Raw genomic sequence first — 19,544 nt, forward strand, 5'->3', positions numbered from 1 at the left:
AAGAGGTAATACATATGTCTCTGGAAAACAAAAGAATTCTGACCGTTGCCTGTACCGGTGCCTGGCCTAAAAAAGAACAGTTCCCGGATGTGCCGGTAACACCACGCGAAGAAGCCGATGAAATTATTGCCTGTCATGCTGCGGGTGCATCGATTGCTCACATTCATGTGCGTGACGACAACCAGAACGCAACAATGGATCTGGCTAAGTTCGTTGAAACGGTGGGTTATATTCGTGAAGCCAAGTGCGACATCGTGATCAATCTGACCACCTCTGGTGGTTTGGGTATTGCCGATGAAATTCGTATGGCCCCATTCCAGGAGCTGCGCCCTGAAATCGCTACCTTCGATGCTGGTACGATGAACTGGGCACACACCACCGTATTTGAAAACACGCCGACGTTCCTGGCGAAACTGGCGAAAGAAATGCCGCTGGCGGGTGTGACTCCGGAAATCGAAATTTTTGATATCGGTATGATCCACAACGTACTGTTCTATAAAAAGTCGATCGAAAAAGCCAACGCCAAAGCCCGTGAAGCCGGTGAGCCAGAGGTTCATAACCCGTTCACTCGTCCACACTTCCAGTTCGTACTGGGTGCGCCGGGTGGTTCACCCGCCGATGTCCACATTCTGATGCAGATGCTGGACGAAGTTCGTCGCTACTGGGGTGATAACTTCACTTGGGGTGGCCTGGGTATTGGACGTGGTCACTTGCCAATCATCAATGCCTGTATCGCGCTGGGTGGTCACATCCGTGTGGGTATGGAAGACAACGTATACTACCGCCGCGGTCAGCTGGCCAAGTCTAACGTTGAATTCGTTGACCGTACCCGAGATATGCTGGCTTGTAACGATCTGGAAATTGCGACACCGGATGAAGCGCGTCAGATTTTGAATCTGAACAAGCAAAACTTCCCAAGCTGGAAGACATACGAATAAGCCCACAAGAGGCCTGATCGAAAGTTGATCATAAACGAAGGGAGCCGTTGCTCCCTTTTTTATTGGGTGCTTTCTTTTTTATTGATTGTAATTGTTGTATCTGATCACTGAGTTGTTGATTCATGTTCTGGATTTGCATCCGCTTATTCATTAACTTCGTCGTAGTTTTCGGGCTGTTGTTTGGTTTTTAGTCAGTTTTTGCAGCCCGTCCGTTCTGTATATAAAAAAAATAAAATCCCATACCCGAAAGTTACGGGAAGAGAAGGTACGTAATGATCGAAAAACGCCTTGAATCAAAAGAAATTCACACCAACATTGGCTCGATGGACCCGCAGCAGCTGGTCAAAATGCTCTTCTTTATTGAGCTGATTAATGCCGGGTCAATTACTAAAGCCGCTGAAAAAATGGGGGTCTCCACTAGTACCGGGTCGCGCTGGCTGCAGGATCTGGAGTCTGAACTCGGTATGCCGTTGTATCAGCGCAACAACCCCAACCAGCGCTCAACTGAGGCAGGGGAGTACCTGTACGATAAATTCTCTGAAATCAGCAAAGACATATACCTGTTAAAGAATGAGCTGACTCAATTTTCAACAGAGGTTCGCGGCAATATCCGCATCTGTTGCTCACCGATCTATGCAGAAAAAGTATTGCTGCCCATCGTGGGCGAGTTTTTAGCGGAGCACCCGCTGGTGAACGTGCAAATGACGGTCACCCCACGAGGCATGGATTACCTGAAGGATCACGACTTTGTTATCTTTGCCCTGGCAGGCAAGTCGTCAACCCGGGATTCAGACTTGCAGCTGGTGCGTCGTAACCTGCTGCATGAAAAGTTTGTTACAGTGGCCTCCCCCACTTACCTGAACAAAAATGGTGAACCGAAAACGCTGGAAGAACTCAGTGAGCATCGCTGCCTTTATTCCAAGGCACTGCTGAATGAGAATGAATGGATCTTCAAGAAAGACGGCAAGGTATACCCGTTCAGAATCAGCAAGGCCATTGAGCTGTCAGACGCCAAGATGATGGCCGCAGCCGCGGTAAATTCCATTGCCGTTGCTTATCTGCCGGAGTTCCTGGTATCCCGCCACATTGAGTGCGGACGGCTGGTCCCAATCATGACGGATTATGAAACCGACGACTGGTACCTGAATATTTACTACCAACCGAAGCGCTTTATGGTGCAGTGCATCAACGTCTTTAAAGAGTTTTTCCTTTCCCGGCACCGTGAGAAGGTGAATATCTTCAAGAATGAGGGTTGAAGCCTTATTCTGTCTGTAATCTAAGCCGATTTTTATCGGCTTTTTTTATTAAAAATCACTCTTTTATTCTCTAGTTCAAAAATCCGAAATATCTATTGCAGTTGCGCAACGCAGCGTTGCAGGGGTGAGACGTAATTTGCTATCCCCTCAGTTAAGCTAATCGGGCTTTATAAACGAATGCCTACATAAAAATAACACCGCATTCAAAATCAATAGCAATAAAAATAAAAAGAGGATTGTCTATGAATACAGTACTGGTGTTAGTGCTGATTTATAACGCCGTAGTTATTGGCGGTATAGGTTGGTATCTAAGTCATCGCGATAAAATGCTGGGCAATGTCACCGACATGGCAACGGGCGGGCGTGATGCTTCAATTGCTATGTTTTCCGTAACACTGGCCATTACCTACCTGGGTTCTGCTCACGTGTACGGGCTAATGGAAATGTCTTTCGGCATGGGTGCCGTAGCCTTATGGTTCTGCTTTGCCCATACCATCCTGATGTGTGTTATTTGCCTGGGCACCGGTCAGTGGGTACGCAAACTGGGCTGTGCCACCATTCCTCAATTGCAGGGTGATATGTACGGCAAACAAATGCGTAACCTGACGGCTTGTGTTAGCGGCATGGTGGTCTTTGGTCTGGTATCCCTGGAAACTCAGGCGCTGGGTATTGCCTTGTCTGCCACCAGTGGCTGGTCTCTACCAGTCTCGGTCATCGTTGGCGCAATCATTGGCCTGGCCTATGTCACCATGGGCGGCATCAAGCAAACCATGTGGGTGAACCTGGTGAATGCTGTTGTCATGTATGGCTCTATCATCATCGCCGGTATTTACCTGGCATTCGTGCTGCCGGAAGGCTGGGACGGTGTTAAGAACTTCTATATCGAAAATGATATGGAATTCAAACTCAGTTTGTTCGGTACCCCTGATCTGCTGTTCGGCTTTGGTATTGCGACAATCTTTGCCGTGGTGTTCTCTCAATCTGTGAACCAACAGGGTATGGCGGCGGCAATGTCTGCCCGCGATGAAAAAACCATTCGCCGTTCCATCTGGATTGCAGCACCCATCAATGGACTGTTTGGTGTGTTTCCGGTTCTGGTGGGACTGGCTGCGGCAACAATTCCGGAGTTTGCTGAGCTGGGGCCGAAACTGGCGGGGGCCACACTGGTGGTTAAACTGCTGCCAACCTGGCTGGTGGTTATGCTGCAGGCGGGCTTCTTAGGCGCATTGCTCTCAACTTATGCCATGACTGTTCTGGCGCCGGCGACAATCTTCACCAAAGACATTATTCAGGCGAATCGTAAAGGCGAAATGACTGCCTTGCAGGAAAAGAAAACTATCCAGTTCATGATCATCACCTTCGGTGTCATTGGTGCTGTGCTGACCTTCTTTAACCAGCCAGCCATTGTTCCGGCTATTAATTGGCTGTTTGCCTGGTTGGCGCCATTGTTCTTTATCACCATTGCCGGCCTGTTCTGGAAGCGCAGTGCCAGTGCCGCCATCACTGTTCTGTTGACGGCCTGGGCGTGTAACCTGGCCTGGACTATCAGACCTGTGAAAGAACTTATCGTGGAGGCTATCCCGGCTACTGCGCCACTGATGAATGCGCACATTACTGCGATAGTGGCACTGACATTCACCGTTGTATTGTTTGCGTTAGCGAAAGATTCCAAACCAGCACGCCTGGGTCGTCAGTACAAACTGGCTCAACAAGCGGCATAAGGAGAACAGGATATGAACTTTGCGACAGAATTATTTCTACAGGCGTTTGGCCTGATCTTCTCCGTCGTCATCATTGCGGAAATCGTTGTAAAGGTATTGGGTACCGTTAGCCATGAGGAGGAAAACTAATGGATCAGACAGATATTTGGATGATGGGCGTTATCGCCTCCGGCTTTATTCTCTACTTCTTCACGCTCTATTTCAGCAAGCAGGAATAAACTTCTTATAGAGCCCTGCGTGAAATAAAAAAGCCTCCCGATGTGGAGGCTTTTTTTGGGTTTGTAATTTGGTCTTGCTGCTGGTGTAGATTTTTATGATTCTTTTTGACAGGTTATTAGTCGGTCAGACGGTGCTTATGAGTATGCATCAATGACAGGCAGGCGTTGTAGGCTCGTTCAGATTCACCGGCCATAATCGCTTCATACATATCACGGTGTTCACCAATGCAAACGCCACCTTCTTTGGAGGAGAACAGGAAGAACCATTTGAAAATTGTTGCCAGAACATTTCCGAATGGCACAAAGAAACTGTTTCCGGTAGAGATAAATATCATGCGATGGAACTGGGCATCGGCTTCAATCCAGTCGGCCTGGTCGAAGTTATCAGCAACATGAACCATACGCTGGAAAACCGTTGTCATGGCAATACGCTGTTCTTTCGTTGCATTTTGAGCCGCTAGAGCACAGGCACGCGGTTCAATCGCCCGGCGCAGCTCCAGAAACTGGTGATAGATATCTTCAGTGGTTTCTACATCGACCATCCATTCAAGAAGCTGGACGTCGAGAAAGTTCCACTTGGTCTTGTCGCAGACCCGGGTACCTACCTTGGGCTTGGATTCAACCATACCCTTGGAATAAAGCATTTTGATTGCTTCACGAAAAGCTGTACGGCTGACGCCCATTTTGGCGCATAAAACGGGTTCACTGGGCAGCGTTTCGCCTTCTTTGATCGCGCCAGAGAGTATTTTTACCGCCAATTCGCGGGCTACCTGTGCATTAAGGTGCTTTTTCTCTTCCCCGATATTGGTGAATTGAGTGGTCATCAGTTTTTCCTTCTATTTGTACACCCAATTGTACAGGGGGCGAACTTGTTACGGAATTTGTTTTTCTTATGTAATTTGACCTAACGACAGTGGAACGTTGATTAGGCTGTAGCCCGAGGTGCTGTACACGCCCCTTGCGAAGTTGTTGCCGGTAATGATTATTTTTGTAACCGGTTTTTGGTTTGAGCTAGCTCAAACCAACAGGCGCACCTGAGTGCGCCTGGTTTCATTGCTTAATCAGGCTTTTAAGGCCTCATTAATAGCGTTTTCCAAATCTTTAATAGGTTGCTTGTCAATAACACCACCTAAGTGCTGAATGACCGTACCGGCCACCAGGTGACCAATTGCAGCGCTCTGGTTCGGCTTGGCCGTTTCAGTCAGTGCTCCGGCCAGGAAGCCGGCGCTGAATGAATCGCCCGCTGCGGTGGTATCAACAACCTTCTCTTTGGCAACCTTCTGTGCTGCAACTTCACCGGTAAAGGCATCGCTTTCGATCAAACATGGCTCAGAGCCGCGTTTGATGACGATTTCTTTAATGCCGCACTCTTTACAGCGGGCCTTGGTTTGTTCGGTAGAGGTGTCGCCCCACAGATCCTGTTCATCGTCATAGGTCAGAATTGCGGAATCGGTGATCGACAATACTTTTTTGTACCACTCCTGAGCTTCTGCCTTGCTCTGCCACAGACGCGGACGGAAGTTGTTGTCGAAGCATACCTTGCTGCCCTGTGCGCGGGCGTCGCTGAGCAATTTGACCAGCTTGGCACGGTCTTCTGCCGGCAGAATCGCCAGCGAGATGCCGGAAAGGTAGATGACATCGTACTCCGCTAATGAAGTCAGAGCCGGCTGTGTGGAATCGGCCAGCAGCTTCTTCGCTGCGGCTTCACTGCGCCAGTACAAGAACGAGCGCTCACCGTGCTCATCGACATTAATGTAATACATGCCCGGCAGCTCACCCTCAAGGCGGCGTACCGCATCGCAGTGAATTCCTTCGGCCTGCCACTGCTGAACCATCTCTTCACTGAAGTCATCGGTACCCAGAGCGGTTACATAGTGAACTTCAGTGTTATGGATATGCTCTAAACGCGCCAAATACACAGCGGTATTTAACGTATCGCCAGCAAAGCTTTTCTGGATCTGCTTGTTTGCATCCAGCTGAAGCTGGATCATGCATTCGCCAATCAGTGCAATTTTTTTCTTACTCGATGCATTCATTATTCTGGTTGCCTTATTTATCGCTTACAGTCACGTTAACAGGGCCAGTCCAGCTAAACTGCTGTTCGCCCACTGTGATTTGGTGAGTCTCTTCTTTGTTGCTGCCTTTCCAGCAGGCAACCAGATAGTCACCGTTAGCACTGTCAGTAATCTTGACGATGCTTGCATTTTCGCAATTGTGCACAACGCGCACCTCAGTGACGGTGCCGCGCGCATTTTCAGAAATTTCTAATGATTCTACAAAGGTACCATGCTGTTCATAGACCGTCGCGAACAGGTGGTTTTTGCCATAATCACGCACAATCAGCGCTGGTTCATTGCGCAGGTTGAAGTCGTGGTCATTAGCTCCGGTTCGGCAGAAGTGGACCTTGGCCTTTTCTGACGCCGCAGTCACCATGGTGTAGTAGCTGTTGCCCATGAGCCAGCTGAACAGCAGCGAGCTGCTTTCTGCCAGATCATCAGATTCTGCCAGATTCCACAGGTGTTGATAACCGGCGCTGTCACCCATTGGTTTCAGCTCGGCATGAGCGCTGTAGTCGAAGTTGGTACGCACCACCTGGCCGTCATAGTGTACCGGCATGTCATATTGATGCGCCTCTTCGCTGGCCAGATCAAACAGATCGACCAGCAGCGGTGTGCCTTCTTTACGATTGAGCATAAATACGGTGCGGGTCATATCGACACCGTCGTAATAGCCCTTAACTGAAGCCGACATTACCTGACCAAAGCTGGCGTCGGTATCAAACGCCTGCAACTCACCCCATTTTTTCTCGGCCGTTTTGGTATCGGCGTTGTTTTGGGTTTTACCATCCACCGTGACGGTGTTGTGGGCAACGGTTTGTTTACAGTAGCTTTTGTTTTCCGGGATGTAGCGACCGCCAAATTTCGGTTCAACATTCACCCAGCGGCCGTAGCCGTAATCTTTCAGAACTTCCTGGCCGCGGTTGAACCAGCTGACGTGCAAGCCGTCGAAGTGGCCGTGATCCAATGCCGAATGGAATTCCGAATCGCTGCCATGCTGGCCATACCACATCAGTGCCATGTGAACGTCTTGCTGCTCATCGGTATGACGAAGAATACTGACGCCACCGCGGTCGCCATCCGGACCGTCGGTAATCACCATGCTGCCCCAGTTAAGCGGCAGCGAATCGCGGTTTGAAGCTGCTTTGCTCAGCGCAATAGAGCTTTCACCAATCCAGGTTTCGTTCTGGATTTGCGCCATGGCAATAAGGTTGTCACTTGCGCCGTAGTGCTTGAAGCAAAGGCTCGCGGCAATGATTAATCCTTCATCATCAATACCGATGGTTTTGGAGGAATCGTTAATTGCCGGGAAGGTGCCATCCGGGAATACCGTCTTCATCAGAGCTTCAGCAGTGCGTTGGATAACACCGCCTTCGAAGTTGAAGATGTCCAACTCTGGCAGCTTACGGTTAATGGCTTCTGCTAAAATCAGGATAGGTCGGATTGCGAAGCGGTGATAGTAGGGGCCTTCCATGTAATAGCCATCTGGCGAGAACAGCTCGCGCAGCTGAGCCAGGAAGCCGCCGGTTTTACCATCGCCTTTCAAGCCATAAATAGCCTTGTTGGCAATCTCGATGTCATCAATGGCCAGGCCACAAACGCCAACGCCGGCAACGGCCCAGACCCCGTGGTTATGGATGATGTCGAAATCATGGCCATAGGTTTCCGTAAACAGCGTTACCATTTCACGGAACAGACGCGTCTCAATGTAGTCGCGTTGTTCGCTTGTGAGTTCAGATTTGATGCAGGCATATGCCATTGAGGCATACATCAGCCACATGTTTTCATTCAGCGTCTGGTGGAAAATACGACCCGGCGGGTTGGTATCTTTACTGACGTTTTGTTCCAGCTCCGGGTAAACCTTGGCATAGCCCATGAGCATATCGGTAATGAACGTCAGGTATTTTTTATCTCGGGTGATTAGCCATAAGTTACCGGCAGAATTCATATTAATATAGTTCTGCTTGTGGCGGTTATGCTCATAACCGCCGCCTTCTCCGTGGCCTGGAATCTCGATTGGATTACTGATGTAGGCGTCCGTCTTAGCAATTGCTCTATTGATGCTCTTGCTTAAAAGGTCGGTTTCAGCATTTTCGGTCTCTAAATGAGTCTGAATCAGCTTGGCTTCTTCAGGCGTCATCAACAGGAAATCTTGGCTCACGTTCAATTAACCTTCTGTTGTGAGGATGGTGGTCATATAACCGGTCCACTGGTAGGTGGTCTCAGCTACTTTTACTTCATGACTGGAGTTTTCATCTTTACCGGCGTCGTTGGAAACACAAACAACCACCTTCTTATTCACACCCTGAGCGGTGTATTTGATCTCAACCACGGAAGCATCATCGCTATGTGACAGAACAGCGATGGACTTCACCTGGCCGTAAGCTCCATTGCATCGCTCGGAACCTTCATCAAAGAAACCGTGCGTTTCAAACACTGAGGCAAACAGGTGATCACTGCCGAACTGGCGCAGAATGAAGCAATCTTCTGAACGCAGGTTCATCGACGGGTCATTGGCACCGGTCTGGGCAAAGATAATCTGGCCGTCTTTACCGCTGGTGATCCAGCTGTGGAAGCGTTGATCCTGCAACCAGGTAACGATAGCGTTGTCTTCTGTTTTACCCCGGGCTTTTTCAAACAGGTGTTGATAGCCATTGGCTTTACCGAGAACATGGCGTTCGTACACCTTGCTCTGATACTCAAAATTGGTGTTGGTAACCTGGCCTTTATAATGTACGGCGTAATCGTACTGATGCTCTTTATCGCCATCGATCTTGAACAGATCGACAATCAGCGGCTGATCAAAATCTTCCAGTTCCAGCATGAAGACTGAGCGCTGCATTTCAACTTCGTCATAGTGTTCATTGGCGAAGGCGCTCATTGCCTGAACATTGCCGTCTTTCAGGAAGAAGTGCGGCTTGCCAAAGCGGGTATCGGCCAGTTTGTGGTCGAAGTGGTTCTGGCATTGTTCGTCAACCGTCACCAGGTTGTGAGCGATGGTCTGACGTGCCCAGGTTTTGTTCTCATCCAGGTAGCGACCGCCAAACTTGGTTTCAACATTTACCCAGCGGCCGTAACCGTATTCGCGCAGGTATTCGTGGCCGTCACCGAACAGGGTGATGCTCAATGCATCAAAGTGTCCATGACCCATACCATGCTGGCCATAAGCCATAATTGCCTGAGAGACCGGTTTATCCGGATTGGCTGAGCGCAGGAAGCCCTGAGCACCGCGTTCACCGTGGTCACCTTCAAACAATTCGACGCTCGGCCAGCGCACTTCGGCCTTGCCTTCAAAGGCATCGACAGCTTTGCAGAGTTCCAGGCTGCAGGGCGTCAGCCATACCGTGCCTTGCTTTTTAGCGGTGGCCGCAAAGCTTTCTTCCTTGCCGTAACGCGCGAAGTAGATGGAGATAGCCGCTTTGGCACCTTCGTCATCAATATTCATGGTGCGTGAAGCATCGTTCAGGGCAGGGAAGGTACCATCCGGGTTGGATGTATAAATAAGTGCCTTGATGGTTTTGCCAATAACCTGGTCTTTGTAGTTGTAAATGTCGTATTCCGGGTAGTGTTCGTGAATGGCTTCTGCAAAGAAGCAAACCGGACGAATGGCAAACCGGTGGTAATAAGGCCCTTCAATATAGTAGCCAGATGCAGAGAACAGCTTAGCCAGCTGTGCCAGGAAGCCGCCTTTTTCACCGTCGCCGGCCATACCGAATATAGATTTACGCACAGATTCAGTATCGCCAACGGTGATCGCGCAGATACCCACAGCGGCAACAGCCCAGATACCATGGTTATGAATCCGATCAAAGTCATGACCGTACAGCACGGTGAACATCTCGATCATCGGCTTGAACAGTCTGTTCTCGATCGCATCGATATCTTCAGCTGACAGTGTCGACTTAATGGCGCTGTAAGACATGGCGGCATAACAGAGCCACATCTGTTCGTTCAGAATTTGGTGAAACAGGCGTCCGGGCGGGTTGGTGTTCTTCTGCTCATGAAATGGCATGTTCAGATAGCGTTCAGCATACGTCAGTAACAATGACCGTATGGTATCGCGGTATTCAGAGCTGCCGTTAAACAGATACAGTTTGGCGCAGGCATCCATAAGTTCGTAATTCGACTTATGCTTGTTGTGTTCATAACTACCGGCTTCCCCCTGACCAGGAACATCCAGCGGGGTTTTAAGCAACGTATCTGTTTCTGCTTTTAACAGTTGCAGGCTATGAGCAAAGATTCCGCTGCCATTTAAGGAGTTTGAGTAATCTACAATCTCGTTAATGGAAGCTTGATTAAAGGTTGCAAAGGTTGTTTTTTCAGTAAGGGTCATATCTAAACCGTTGTTGTAGTTATAGTTGTATATAATAATACAAAAGGACAAAAAAAAGCCACGGCTAATTGCTTTTGCTGACGAAAGTCAAGGTTTTATTCGGTCTGCAATAAATAAATTACTAGGCAAAACAGGGCTTTAACGCCGGCTTGGTTAAATTGCGGAAAAAAATGCTGTACCAATCGAAACTGCAGTTGTATATTGTAAGACAAATAAAAACAGATTTGCTCGGGTGTCTGACTCTCTCACTCGGTGCAAAACTAAAAGATGCTAAACAAGCTTTAAGAGTCCGCAGTGTAGTCCTGTAATCGGGATTATGCTGAAAAGATTACTAACCACAGATATCGAACGACTCTTAATTGTTTGCACAAACGCTTTAGTGGTAATGAGTGTGTGTATGCGCACTCCGTACAATTAAAACAAAAACCAGGTTAAGTCGAATGTCTTCGGCATCGGCTTTGAAACTCCTTACATTAAGAACAAGATAGGTTGCTATGAATAATTCCGTCCAACAACCCAATGTAGCTCTAAAAAGCATTGTTAAGCGCTATGGCGATGTCGAAGTTGTAAGAGGTATTGATCTTGAAATTGCTGACAAAGAATTTGTTGTTCTTGTTGGTCCTTCAGGTTGCGGTAAATCTACAACGTTACGCATGATCGCCGGTCTGGAAGAAATTTCCGACGGTGAGCTGTACATTGAAGATCGCAAGGTAAACTTAGTTGCGCCAAAAGACCGTGATGTTGCAATGGTGTTCCAGAACTATGCTCTGTACCCGCACCTGAACGTTGCCGGTAACATCGCTTTTGGTCTGAACATCCGTAAAGTGCCGAAAGACGAAATCAATCGTCTGGTTACCGAAGTTGCTGAAATCCTGGGTCTGACTCCATACCTGGAACGCCGTCCGGCAGACCTTTCAGGTGGTCAGCGTCAACGTGTTGCGATGGGTCGTGCAATTGTTCGTCACCCTAAAGTCTTTTTGTTCGATGAGCCTCTTTCTAACCTGGATGCGAAATTGCGTACGCAAATGCGTGCTGAAATTAAGCGTCTGCACAAGCGTCTGGGCGTAACCAGCGTATATGTAACGCACGATCAGGTTGAAGCAATGACTCTGGCAGACCGCATCGTTGTAATGGCAGACGGCCGCATCGAGCAGGTTGGTACGCCAATGGAATTGTTCAACAACCCGGTAAATACCTTTGTTGCAAGCTTCATGGGTTCTCCTCCGATGAACCAGCTGGACGCCGTTGTTGAGTCAAATGCAGAAGGTTCTTTTGCTATGTTTGGCGGTCAAAAAATTGCACTGCCTGAGCTGGAAGAGCTGCAGGGCGCAGATGGCCGTAAAGTTGTTGTTGGTGTTCGTCCGGAGCACGTATTCATTGAGCCAACTGAAGACAGCAGCCCAATTAAAGTTGAGCTGGATCTGATCGAAACATTAGGTTCTGAAGCTCTGCTGCACACACATGTTGGCGACACGCCTTTCGTTGTAAAAGCAGAGACTCATGGCGATATCGATCACCTGAGCTCAATCGACACCATTTATATACCAACGCGCCGCGTCAAGGTATTCGATGGCGAAACTCAGATGGCATACGGCTTTGTTAAGGCGGAGGGCTAATTAATGGCTGACATTGGAAATGTCGGCTCGCCGACAGAGAATACAATGCCTAATGTGCAGGTTAGCGGTAAGCCAACGTTCTCTGAACGTATGCAACTGCTGATGTACCGTGTTCGTCAGGATTGGCAGATCTATGTACTGCTGGCACCGGCAATCATCTGGTTCCTGATTTTCCTGTATAAGCCAATGTATGGCTTGCAGATTGCATTTAAAGACTATTCGGTATTCCTGGGGATTACTGGTTCTGACTGGGTCGGTTTAGAACACTTCCAGACGTTGTTTGGCAGTGATCAATTCCTGCGGGCAGTGAGAAACACCATTCAGATCAGTGCGTGGAGCTTGCTGTTTGGTTTCCCTGCGCCGATTATTCTGGCCCTGATGTTTAATGAAATTCTTAAAGAAACCTTTAAGAAAACGGCACAGACCATTGTGTATCTGCCGCACTTCATTTCTTCAGTAATTATCGCCGGTATCATTATTACAGCGTTCTCACCAAGCGCAGGTGTTGTGAATACCTTCCTGAGCTGGATCGGTATCGATCCTGTTTACTTCCTCACCAAGCCTGAGTGGTTCCGTCCAATCTTTATTGGTACCGGTATTTGGCAGGAAGCGGGTTTCCAGTCGATTGTATTCCTGGCATCTATCGCAGGTGTGAACCCTTCATTGTATGAAAGTGCGGTTGTCGATGGCGCTTCACGCTGGCAGATGATGTGGAAGATTACCCTTCCATCGATTCTTCCAACGATCATCATCATGTTGATTATCCGTATCGGTAACATCATGGAAGTGAGCTTTGAAATGATCATCCTGCTGTATCAGCCTGCAACCTATGAAACGGCGGATGTTGTGAACACCTTCATCTATCGTCAGGGTATTCAGGGTGGTCAGTACGACTTAGCCGCCGCTGCAGGTTTGTTTAACGCTGTAGTCGCCTTCACTCTGGTGATGACCGCGAACACGATTTCTAAGCGTTTCTCGCGCACATCGCTTTGGTAGGAGTTTGACCATGTCTAAAATGAATATGAATCTTTATTCTCGTGGCGATAAAACGTTTGTGATGGTGAATATGGTGCTGATCGGTTTGTTTACGATCGCAGCACTGTACCCATTCATCTACGTAGCAGCGCTCTCTTTCAGCTCGGGCTTTGCAGCTACCGCAGGTACGGTAGTGCTGACACCGGTTGACGCAACGATAGCCGCTTACGAACGGGTACTGACTGCGCCTGAATTCTGGCACAGCTATATGAACACCATGTTCTATACCATTGCTGGTACGCTGATGAGCCTGTTGATCGTAATCCCAGGTGCTTACGCGCTGTCTCGTCCTCAGTTGGTGGGTCGTCGTTTCTGGAACCTGATGGTTGCGTTCACCATGTGGTTCCACGCCGGTATGATCCCGTTCTGGTTGAACATGCGTGACTTAGGCCTGTTGGATAGCTACTTCGGTATTATCATTGGCTTTGCGGTAAACGCCTTTAACATCATTCTGCTGAGAAACTTTTTCGAAAGTATTCCAAGTTCTTTTGCCGAAGCGGCCCGTATGGACGGTGCTAACGAATTCCAGATTTTATGGAAAGTATTTGTACCGCTGTCCAAGCCTGCTATCGCAACAATTACGCTGTTCTGTATTGTTGCTCGCTGGAACGGATTCTTCTGGGCAATGATCCTGTTAACTGATGACAGCAAAATCCCGCTGCAGGTATACCTGCGACACACCATTGCAGAATTGTCTGACGATGAAGAGTTTGCGGCCACCCTGTTATCAGCAGCCTATTCCGTCGAAACAGTAACCGCAGCGATTATCGTTTGCTCGATTATCCCTGTACTGTTGGTTTACCCTTGGGTTCAGAAATACTTCAATAAAGGTATTCTGCTCGGTGGGGTGAAGGAATAATAAAAACAAAGAAAGTGAAAGTGCACGAAAACAAAAAAAACCTGAGGAGGTTATAAGAATGCATAAACTGAAACTGACTGCTCTGGCTGTTGCCACTTCGGTCCTGGCAACGACTGCTCCTGCAGTACTTGCCGCTGACGATCTGAAGATTACAGATAAGCCGCTTGAGCTGACAATTCATATGCACCACAAACGTTACACCAGCTACGATGAAAACTGGCCGGTAGAGAAGGCTGCATGTGAGTGGACGAACGTTTGCTTGAAAAACGCAACAATCGGCAGTAACACAACCAACAGTGAAGAAGCCATGAACTTGCTGCTGGCTTCCGGCAAACTGCCTGACATCGTGGGTTCAGGACGTATCAAAGACGTTGCGAACCAATACGGCCCTCAAGGCGCTTTCCAGCCTCTGGAAGAGTTGATTGAGAAGCATGCACCGAACCTGCAGGCTTTCTTTGAACAAAACCCGGCTATTAAATCGTCTCTGAAAGCGGCTGACGGCCACATCTACTACCTGCCATATGCGCCAGACGGCAAGTATGGTCGTGCTTTCTTCATCCGTTACGACTGGCTGGACAAGTTAGGCCTGGAAGTGCCGGATACCGTAGAAGAGTACGAAAACGTTCTGCGTGCATTCAAAACTCAGGATCCTAACGGCAACGGCATTGCGGACGAAGTTCCTTACTTTGCCCGTCAGTGGGAAGAGCTGATTCGTCTGGTTACTCTGTGGGATGGTCGTTCCTCTGGTTCTGATACATACCACGACTACTATGTCGATAACGGTCAGATCAAACACCCATACGCGGAAGTTGGCTACCGTGAAGGTATGAAGAACCTGGCTCGCTGGTATAAAGAAGGTCTGATTGACGCGGAAATCTTTACCCGTGGCTCCAGCTCCCGTGAATACCTGCTGTCTGAAAACTTAGGTGGTGCAACGCACGACTGGTTTGCTTCTACTGCCGGCTATAACGATTCTCTGGCAGAAAAAGTACCAGGCTTCGCGTTCAAAGCCATGGTTCCACCAGCGTCAGTATCTGGCGTACAGATGGAAGAGCACCGTCGTATTCCTGTTAAGCCAGATGGCTGGGCAATGGGTGGCACTAACAAACACCCTGTTGAAACCATCAAGTACATGGACTTCTGGTTCGGTGAAGAAGGTCGTCGTCTGTCTAACTTCGGTATCGAAGGTGAGCAGTACACAATGGTTGACGGCAAGCCACAATTCACTGAAGAATTCCTGGCCAGCGGTAACGTGAACTCTCAGTTGTACCTGATTGGTGCTCAATTGCAGGCTCGTGGTTACTGGATGGATTACAACTATGAAATTCAGTGGTCTAACAAGTACGCACTTGAAGGTATCGATCTGTACGAGAGCGGCGACTACCTGGTGGATCAATTCCTGGGTGTAGCTTTCAACGAGAAAGAGCAAAAAGTATATGACCGTTACGCTGCTCAGCTGCGTACCTACATGCTGGAGCGTCAACAAGCATGGATCCTGGGTACCGGTGATGTAGAAGCTGACTGGGACGACTACATGAAGACTCTGAACAAAATGGGTCTGAGTAAAGTTCTGGACGTAATGCAATCTGCATACGACCGTCAGTACGGCTCTTAATTATCAGTTAGCGATTTTTAACAGCTAACATACAAGAGACGCCAATGTGCTACCCCTTTGCACATTGAGCGTCTTTTTCTGGTTTTTATCTTATTAAATGATCATTTCAAAAGAACATCTGACGCAGAATGCGTCTCTGGCTTGGCCATTGGTTTTGAATGCAATTTTAATGCAGTCCATGGTTCTGGTTGATTTACTTCTTGTTTCTCCCCTTGGGGAAATACCTATTGCTGCCCTGGGGATCGCCTCAGCGTTGGTCGCTCTGATTGTTGGTATTCAGAATTCCATCGGTAACGGCACTCAGATGATTATCGCCCGTGCAACAGGCGCCGGTGAGACCGCCAAAATATCTACCGATCTGATAGCGGGCTTTATCGTGAATATGGGCTTCTCGCTATCGGCCTTTATCATGTTGCTGCTTGCCAATCATTCGCTGCTGGAGCTGGTGTCCGATAGTCTGGCCGTGACTCAGGATGCTGAAAAATACATTTCGGTGGCCATGTATACCGTTGTGGTGTCATCGGTCACTCAGGTATTGATCGTTTATTTCAATGCCAGTCGCAAAACCCGTATTCCAATGTATGGCTTTTTAATTGAGATTCCATGCAACGCCGCCATCAGCTGGGTGCTGATTCACGGTATGTTTGGCGTGCCGGCACTGGGCTTGTTGGGCGCCGCACTGGGCAGTCTGATAGCGGTCGGTATTCGGCTCTGTTACCTGGTCATCAGAATCCGTAACGAGCAGAGCCTGAATTTTAAATTTGGTCTTGAAAACCTGACCGGTAAAACCCTGAAAGGGCACCTTGCGGAAGTGTCTCCCATCGGTGCTAACTTCGTAATTCTTTCCGGTGGCATGACGCTGTACCAGATGCTGTTTGCGCAGCTGAGCGTATATGACTATGCCGCCATTACCCTGGTCTTTCCGTGGATGCGTATTGGTGCGCAGATAATTACCTCTTGGGCGCACGCCTCGGCAATTACCGTCAGCCAGTACCTGGGGCAAAAAAATTACGCTGATATTCCCGAGTTTGTGCGTCAGGTGACTAATCTTGCACAGATCATTGCTGTGATACTTGCCGTTGGCTTCTTCCTGTTTAGTTTCGTTATTCCAAAAATCTATCCGGGTATGGAACCGGAAACCCTGCATGCTTTGGTATTGATTGCGCCGGTCTATATTGCCATGCCACTGGTGCGAACCTACAACACCCTGTGTGGTAATACGCTGCGTGCCATGGGGCTGGCGTTTAAGGTGCTGCGGGTTCATGTCATCACCCAATGGGCCATTGCCTTACCGCTTTGCGCGGCGGCTATCTTCTTTGGTTTGCCGGTTTATATCGTCTTCGGTATCACCATTCTGGAGGAGTGCCTGAAAGTTCTGGCGTTTCGTAAGTTACAAAATGAACAACTGAGTACCTATCTTCCGGCCTGAGCATACTCAGACCGGTTATTGCCCATCAGGTAGTGGGCTTTATTCATCCTGCCCATAAACCACCGGAAACCGGAACTTCCATTGTGCCCAAAGGCGGTCATCAGTCACGAGAGCTGCCATCAGATGGGCAACGCTGATTCGGCTGACCTTGCCGGCATTGAAAATCGCATCGCGGATGGGGGAGGGCTCCAGCACATAGTGGCTGACCTGGTTTTCATCAACCAGAGCGTCTGGCCGCACCGCCAGCCATTGCAGGTAAGTGTCGCCCGTGCCTACGCTTTGTTCAAGATAGGCAGATGCCTGTTCATTATCAGCGTGTGGTGGCAACAAATAACGCAGCAGAAAAATAACCAGAGCATTGGCCATACTGACACGCTCGTTCAAGCCCTTGTTACGAACACCGCTGCTGTTCATTAGAATCAACTTCATCGGCGTTGAAGGTTGAATGATTCTTACGGCGTGATGGATCGTTTTTATTGCATCCGTTACCAGTCTTCTCGGTTTGCCATATATCCCCCTGAAGCTCAGGTTATGCCCCAAGCAACAAACTACAGAGTTACAGCCCTCCAGAAGCACTACCATCTGCTCTTCACTGACCTCAGAAACATTAGCCAAGATAACATCCACGTCAGGGTTTTGAGTGATGTCATCAGGTAGATCACTGCCCTGCCGGGCGATCATTCGAACCTTTTGCTGTTTGAGCAGCAGTTGTTTAACCACCTGAGAGCCGGTCGCTCCAGTTGCACCAAGTACCAGAGTTGTCATGTCTATGCCTCCTGTAAGCCGATGGGCCAACTATACGTATGCCTATCTGTTGCGTATATTGGTTAAAAAGGCATCAAAGGTATGCAAAAACGTATGGCAAGGGGTTCAATCAACTTTGACTGGAACCGGACGCGCGCCTTCCTGGTCACTGCGGAAGAGGGCTCGCTTTCTGCCGCCGCAAAGGTACTGGGGATGACACAGCCGACTCTCAGCCGGCAGGTAGCCGCGTTAGAAGCTGAGCTGGGTGTGACGCTGTTTGAGCGTGGCGGCCAGAAGCTGGTGCTGACAGAGAGTGGTTTGGAGCTGCTGCAGCATGCCCGCACGATGGCGGAGTCGGCAGAAAGGTTTTCGCTTTCTGCGGCTGGGCAATCACACAAACTGGAGGGGTTGGTCACACTCTCGGTTGGCCAGTTGGATGCCGAATACCGGATTCCGGAAATTATTGCGCAGCTGCGCCGCGAGCAGCCGGGTATTCAGCTGGAAATCGTCGTTACCAACCAGACCAGTAATTTAACCCGGCGTGAGGCGGATATAGCAATCCGTAATTTCAGACCGACGCAGCCGGAGCTGATCGCGAAAAAGCTGTGTACCGAAAAAATCTGGTTGTATGGCCATAAATCCTACGTTGACCAGTTGAGTGATGACAAAGCAATACAGATATTCGCCTTTGATCACAGCAATGCGATTACTGAGCTGCTGTCTGCAAAGAACTGGCCGCTGGCTAAGCAGAATTTTCAATTGATTACCGCCTATCAACCCATGCAGGTGCAGCTTTGCCGGCTGGGCCTGGGGCTGATGTTTTTCCCTGAAAGCCTGGCGGGCGTCGACGAGGAGTTCGTTCGTGTGAATCCGCAAGACGGGCCAATCATGGAGGTGCCGCTGTGGCTGGTGTGCCATCAGGAATTAAGAACCAGCCTGCGCGTTCGCAAGATTTTCGACTTTATCGCGCAGGCACTCTCCACCGTCTAAAAGGGGGCTAATTTTCAGTGAAGACGATGTCGCCGTAGTAGGCAGTCGCCGAGCCACCGCTGTTATCGGTATCGGTCATGATGACAGTGGCATCAATATAACGATATTTTTTCAGGTTGGCTTTGTCGCTGCCGCGATCACCGAACTGGGCGATCAGGTCTTCATAGACATTCCGTTTTTCGTTGTACCATTGACCGGTTTCTGCTTCGGAGCCGCGCAATGCGACCATACGCACAGCATCGCCGGTGTAGGCGTTATCCCATTCGGTTCCTTGTTGCTGTGTGCTCGACCAGACGTACGTCAGCGCCTTGGTATTCCAGAACACCAGTCCACCGTCCAGAACCACATAAACCCGGGCAACATAGTCGTCGCCTTCTTTGCTCTGCTCATCAATATCAGCAAGCTTGCTTTCAATCAGCCACTGCCAGTTGATGTAGGGTGTTTTTTGCAGGTCGATTTTTTCTTCAAAGATGATGCCTGATGCACTGGACTCGGCCTCGGCCTTCAGCAGAGTTGTTCCATCCTGCTCAGTAAGGCTGTATTGCGTTTCGCCCACAAAGGCTTTGGTTTTCCAGTCAGCCGGGTTGGCATTGGCAAAATCGGTGAGGTTCTCAGCCGCAAACGTCAGGCTGCAGGTCAGGGTGGTTGCGGTAAGGAAAAGCGTGAATCGCTTCATAGTGACTCCGGAAAATACAAATCTGCATTTAAGAGTCTGGAGTCTGACAGAAAGTTC

General features: G+C 49.1%; 15 protein-coding genes. 9 read left to right on the top strand and 6 right to left on the bottom strand.

Features of this window, described 5'->3' with window-relative positions; all coding sequences use genetic code 11:
• Window positions 1-14: 14 nt before the first annotated feature.
• The 3 genes from BCF53_RS09725 to BCF53_RS09735 all read left to right on the top strand — a co-directional run bounded on the left by BCF53_RS09725 (window position 15) and on the right by BCF53_RS09735 (window position 3,915).
• A complete protein-coding gene (locus tag BCF53_RS09725) occupies window positions 15-938 on the top strand; it encodes a beta-keto acid cleavage family enzyme (protein ID WP_132701538.1) in 924 nt (307 codons plus the stop codon).
• 272 nt (window positions 939-1,210) lie between these two features.
• Window positions 1,211-2,194, top strand: coding sequence for a LysR family transcriptional regulator (locus BCF53_RS09730; RefSeq protein WP_132701539.1), 984 nt, complete (start codon window positions 1,211-1,213; stop codon window positions 2,192-2,194).
• A 242-nt stretch (window positions 2,195-2,436) separates the two neighbouring features.
• Complete coding sequence (locus BCF53_RS09735) at window positions 2,437-3,915, top strand: sodium:solute symporter family protein (protein WP_132701540.1); 1,479 nt, start codon at window positions 2,437-2,439, stop codon at window positions 3,913-3,915.
• Window positions 3,916-4,249: 334 nt separating this feature from the next.
• Here the strand turns inward: BCF53_RS09735 and BCF53_RS09740 are convergent, their stop codons facing one another.
• The 4 genes from BCF53_RS09740 to BCF53_RS09755 form a co-directional block, all read right to left on the bottom strand.
• Entirely contained in the window at window positions 4,250-4,957 is a 708-nt protein-coding gene (locus tag BCF53_RS09740) for a FadR/GntR family transcriptional regulator (RefSeq protein WP_132701541.1), read from the bottom strand.
• Window positions 4,958-5,194: 237 nt separating this feature from the next.
• Window positions 5,195-6,169, bottom strand: coding sequence for a 2-dehydro-3-deoxygluconokinase (gene kdgK, locus BCF53_RS09745; protein ID WP_132701542.1), 975 nt, complete (start codon window positions 6,167-6,169; stop codon window positions 5,195-5,197).
• Between the two features lie 13 nt (window positions 6,170-6,182).
• Complete coding sequence (locus BCF53_RS09750) at window positions 6,183-8,351, bottom strand: heparinase II/III domain-containing protein (RefSeq protein ID WP_207902695.1); 2,169 nt, start codon at window positions 8,349-8,351, stop codon at window positions 6,183-6,185.
• Between the two features lie 6 nt (window positions 8,352-8,357).
• The gene (locus tag BCF53_RS09755) at window positions 8,358-10,523 is read right to left on the bottom strand and encodes a heparinase II/III domain-containing protein (protein ID WP_132701543.1); all 2,166 of its coding nucleotides are present in this window, start codon (window positions 10,521-10,523) and stop codon (window positions 8,358-8,360) included.
• 494 nt (window positions 10,524-11,017) lie between these two features.
• Here BCF53_RS09755 and BCF53_RS09760 point away from each other — a divergent pair, with 494 nt between their 5' ends.
• The 5 genes from BCF53_RS09760 (at window position 11,018) to BCF53_RS09780 (ending at window position 17,077) form a co-directional block, all read left to right on the top strand.
• Window positions 11,018-12,139, top strand: a complete 1,122-nt coding sequence (locus BCF53_RS09760) for an ABC transporter ATP-binding protein (RefSeq protein ID WP_132701544.1) — start codon at window positions 11,018-11,020, stop codon at window positions 12,137-12,139.
• Between the two features lie 3 nt (window positions 12,140-12,142).
• Window positions 12,143-13,135: an ABC transporter permease gene (locus BCF53_RS09765; RefSeq protein WP_207902696.1), complete on the top strand. Its 993-nt coding sequence runs from the start codon at window positions 12,143-12,145 to the stop codon at window positions 13,133-13,135.
• A gap of 10 nt (window positions 13,136-13,145) precedes the next feature.
• Complete coding sequence (locus BCF53_RS09770) at window positions 13,146-14,033, top strand: carbohydrate ABC transporter permease (protein ID WP_207902697.1); 888 nt, start codon at window positions 13,146-13,148, stop codon at window positions 14,031-14,033.
• Window positions 14,034-14,091: 58 nt separating this feature from the next.
• The gene (locus BCF53_RS09775) at window positions 14,092-15,648 is read left to right on the top strand and encodes a type 2 periplasmic-binding domain-containing protein (protein ID WP_132701545.1); all 1,557 of its coding nucleotides are present in this window, start codon (window positions 14,092-14,094) and stop codon (window positions 15,646-15,648) included.
• 97 nt (window positions 15,649-15,745) lie between these two features.
• Entirely contained in the window at window positions 15,746-17,077 is a 1,332-nt protein-coding gene (locus tag BCF53_RS09780; RefSeq protein ID WP_132701546.1) for an MATE family efflux transporter, read from the top strand.
• Between the two features lie 39 nt (window positions 17,078-17,116).
• Here BCF53_RS09780 and BCF53_RS09785 read toward each other — a convergent pair whose 3' ends face one another.
• A complete protein-coding gene (locus tag BCF53_RS09785; RefSeq protein ID WP_132701547.1) occupies window positions 17,117-17,842 on the bottom strand; it encodes an SDR family oxidoreductase in 726 nt (241 codons plus the stop codon).
• A gap of 81 nt (window positions 17,843-17,923) precedes the next feature.
• Here BCF53_RS09785 and BCF53_RS09790 point away from each other — a divergent pair, with 81 nt between their 5' ends.
• Window positions 17,924-18,811, top strand: coding sequence for a LysR family transcriptional regulator (locus BCF53_RS09790; protein WP_243645808.1), 888 nt, complete (start codon window positions 17,924-17,926; stop codon window positions 18,809-18,811).
• Between the two features lie 7 nt (window positions 18,812-18,818).
• On the opposite strand, the gene BCF53_RS09795 is transcribed toward BCF53_RS09790, so the two are convergent.
• Window positions 18,819-19,487, bottom strand: coding sequence for a DUF3047 domain-containing protein (locus tag BCF53_RS09795; RefSeq protein WP_132701548.1), 669 nt, complete (start codon window positions 19,485-19,487; stop codon window positions 18,819-18,821).
• Between the last annotated feature and the right edge of the window lie 57 nt (window positions 19,488-19,544).

Source organism: Reinekea marinisedimentorum (genome assembly GCF_004341165.1).
In the GTDB taxonomy this organism is placed as follows: domain Bacteria; phylum Pseudomonadota; class Gammaproteobacteria; order Pseudomonadales; family Natronospirillaceae; genus Reinekea; species Reinekea marinisedimentorum.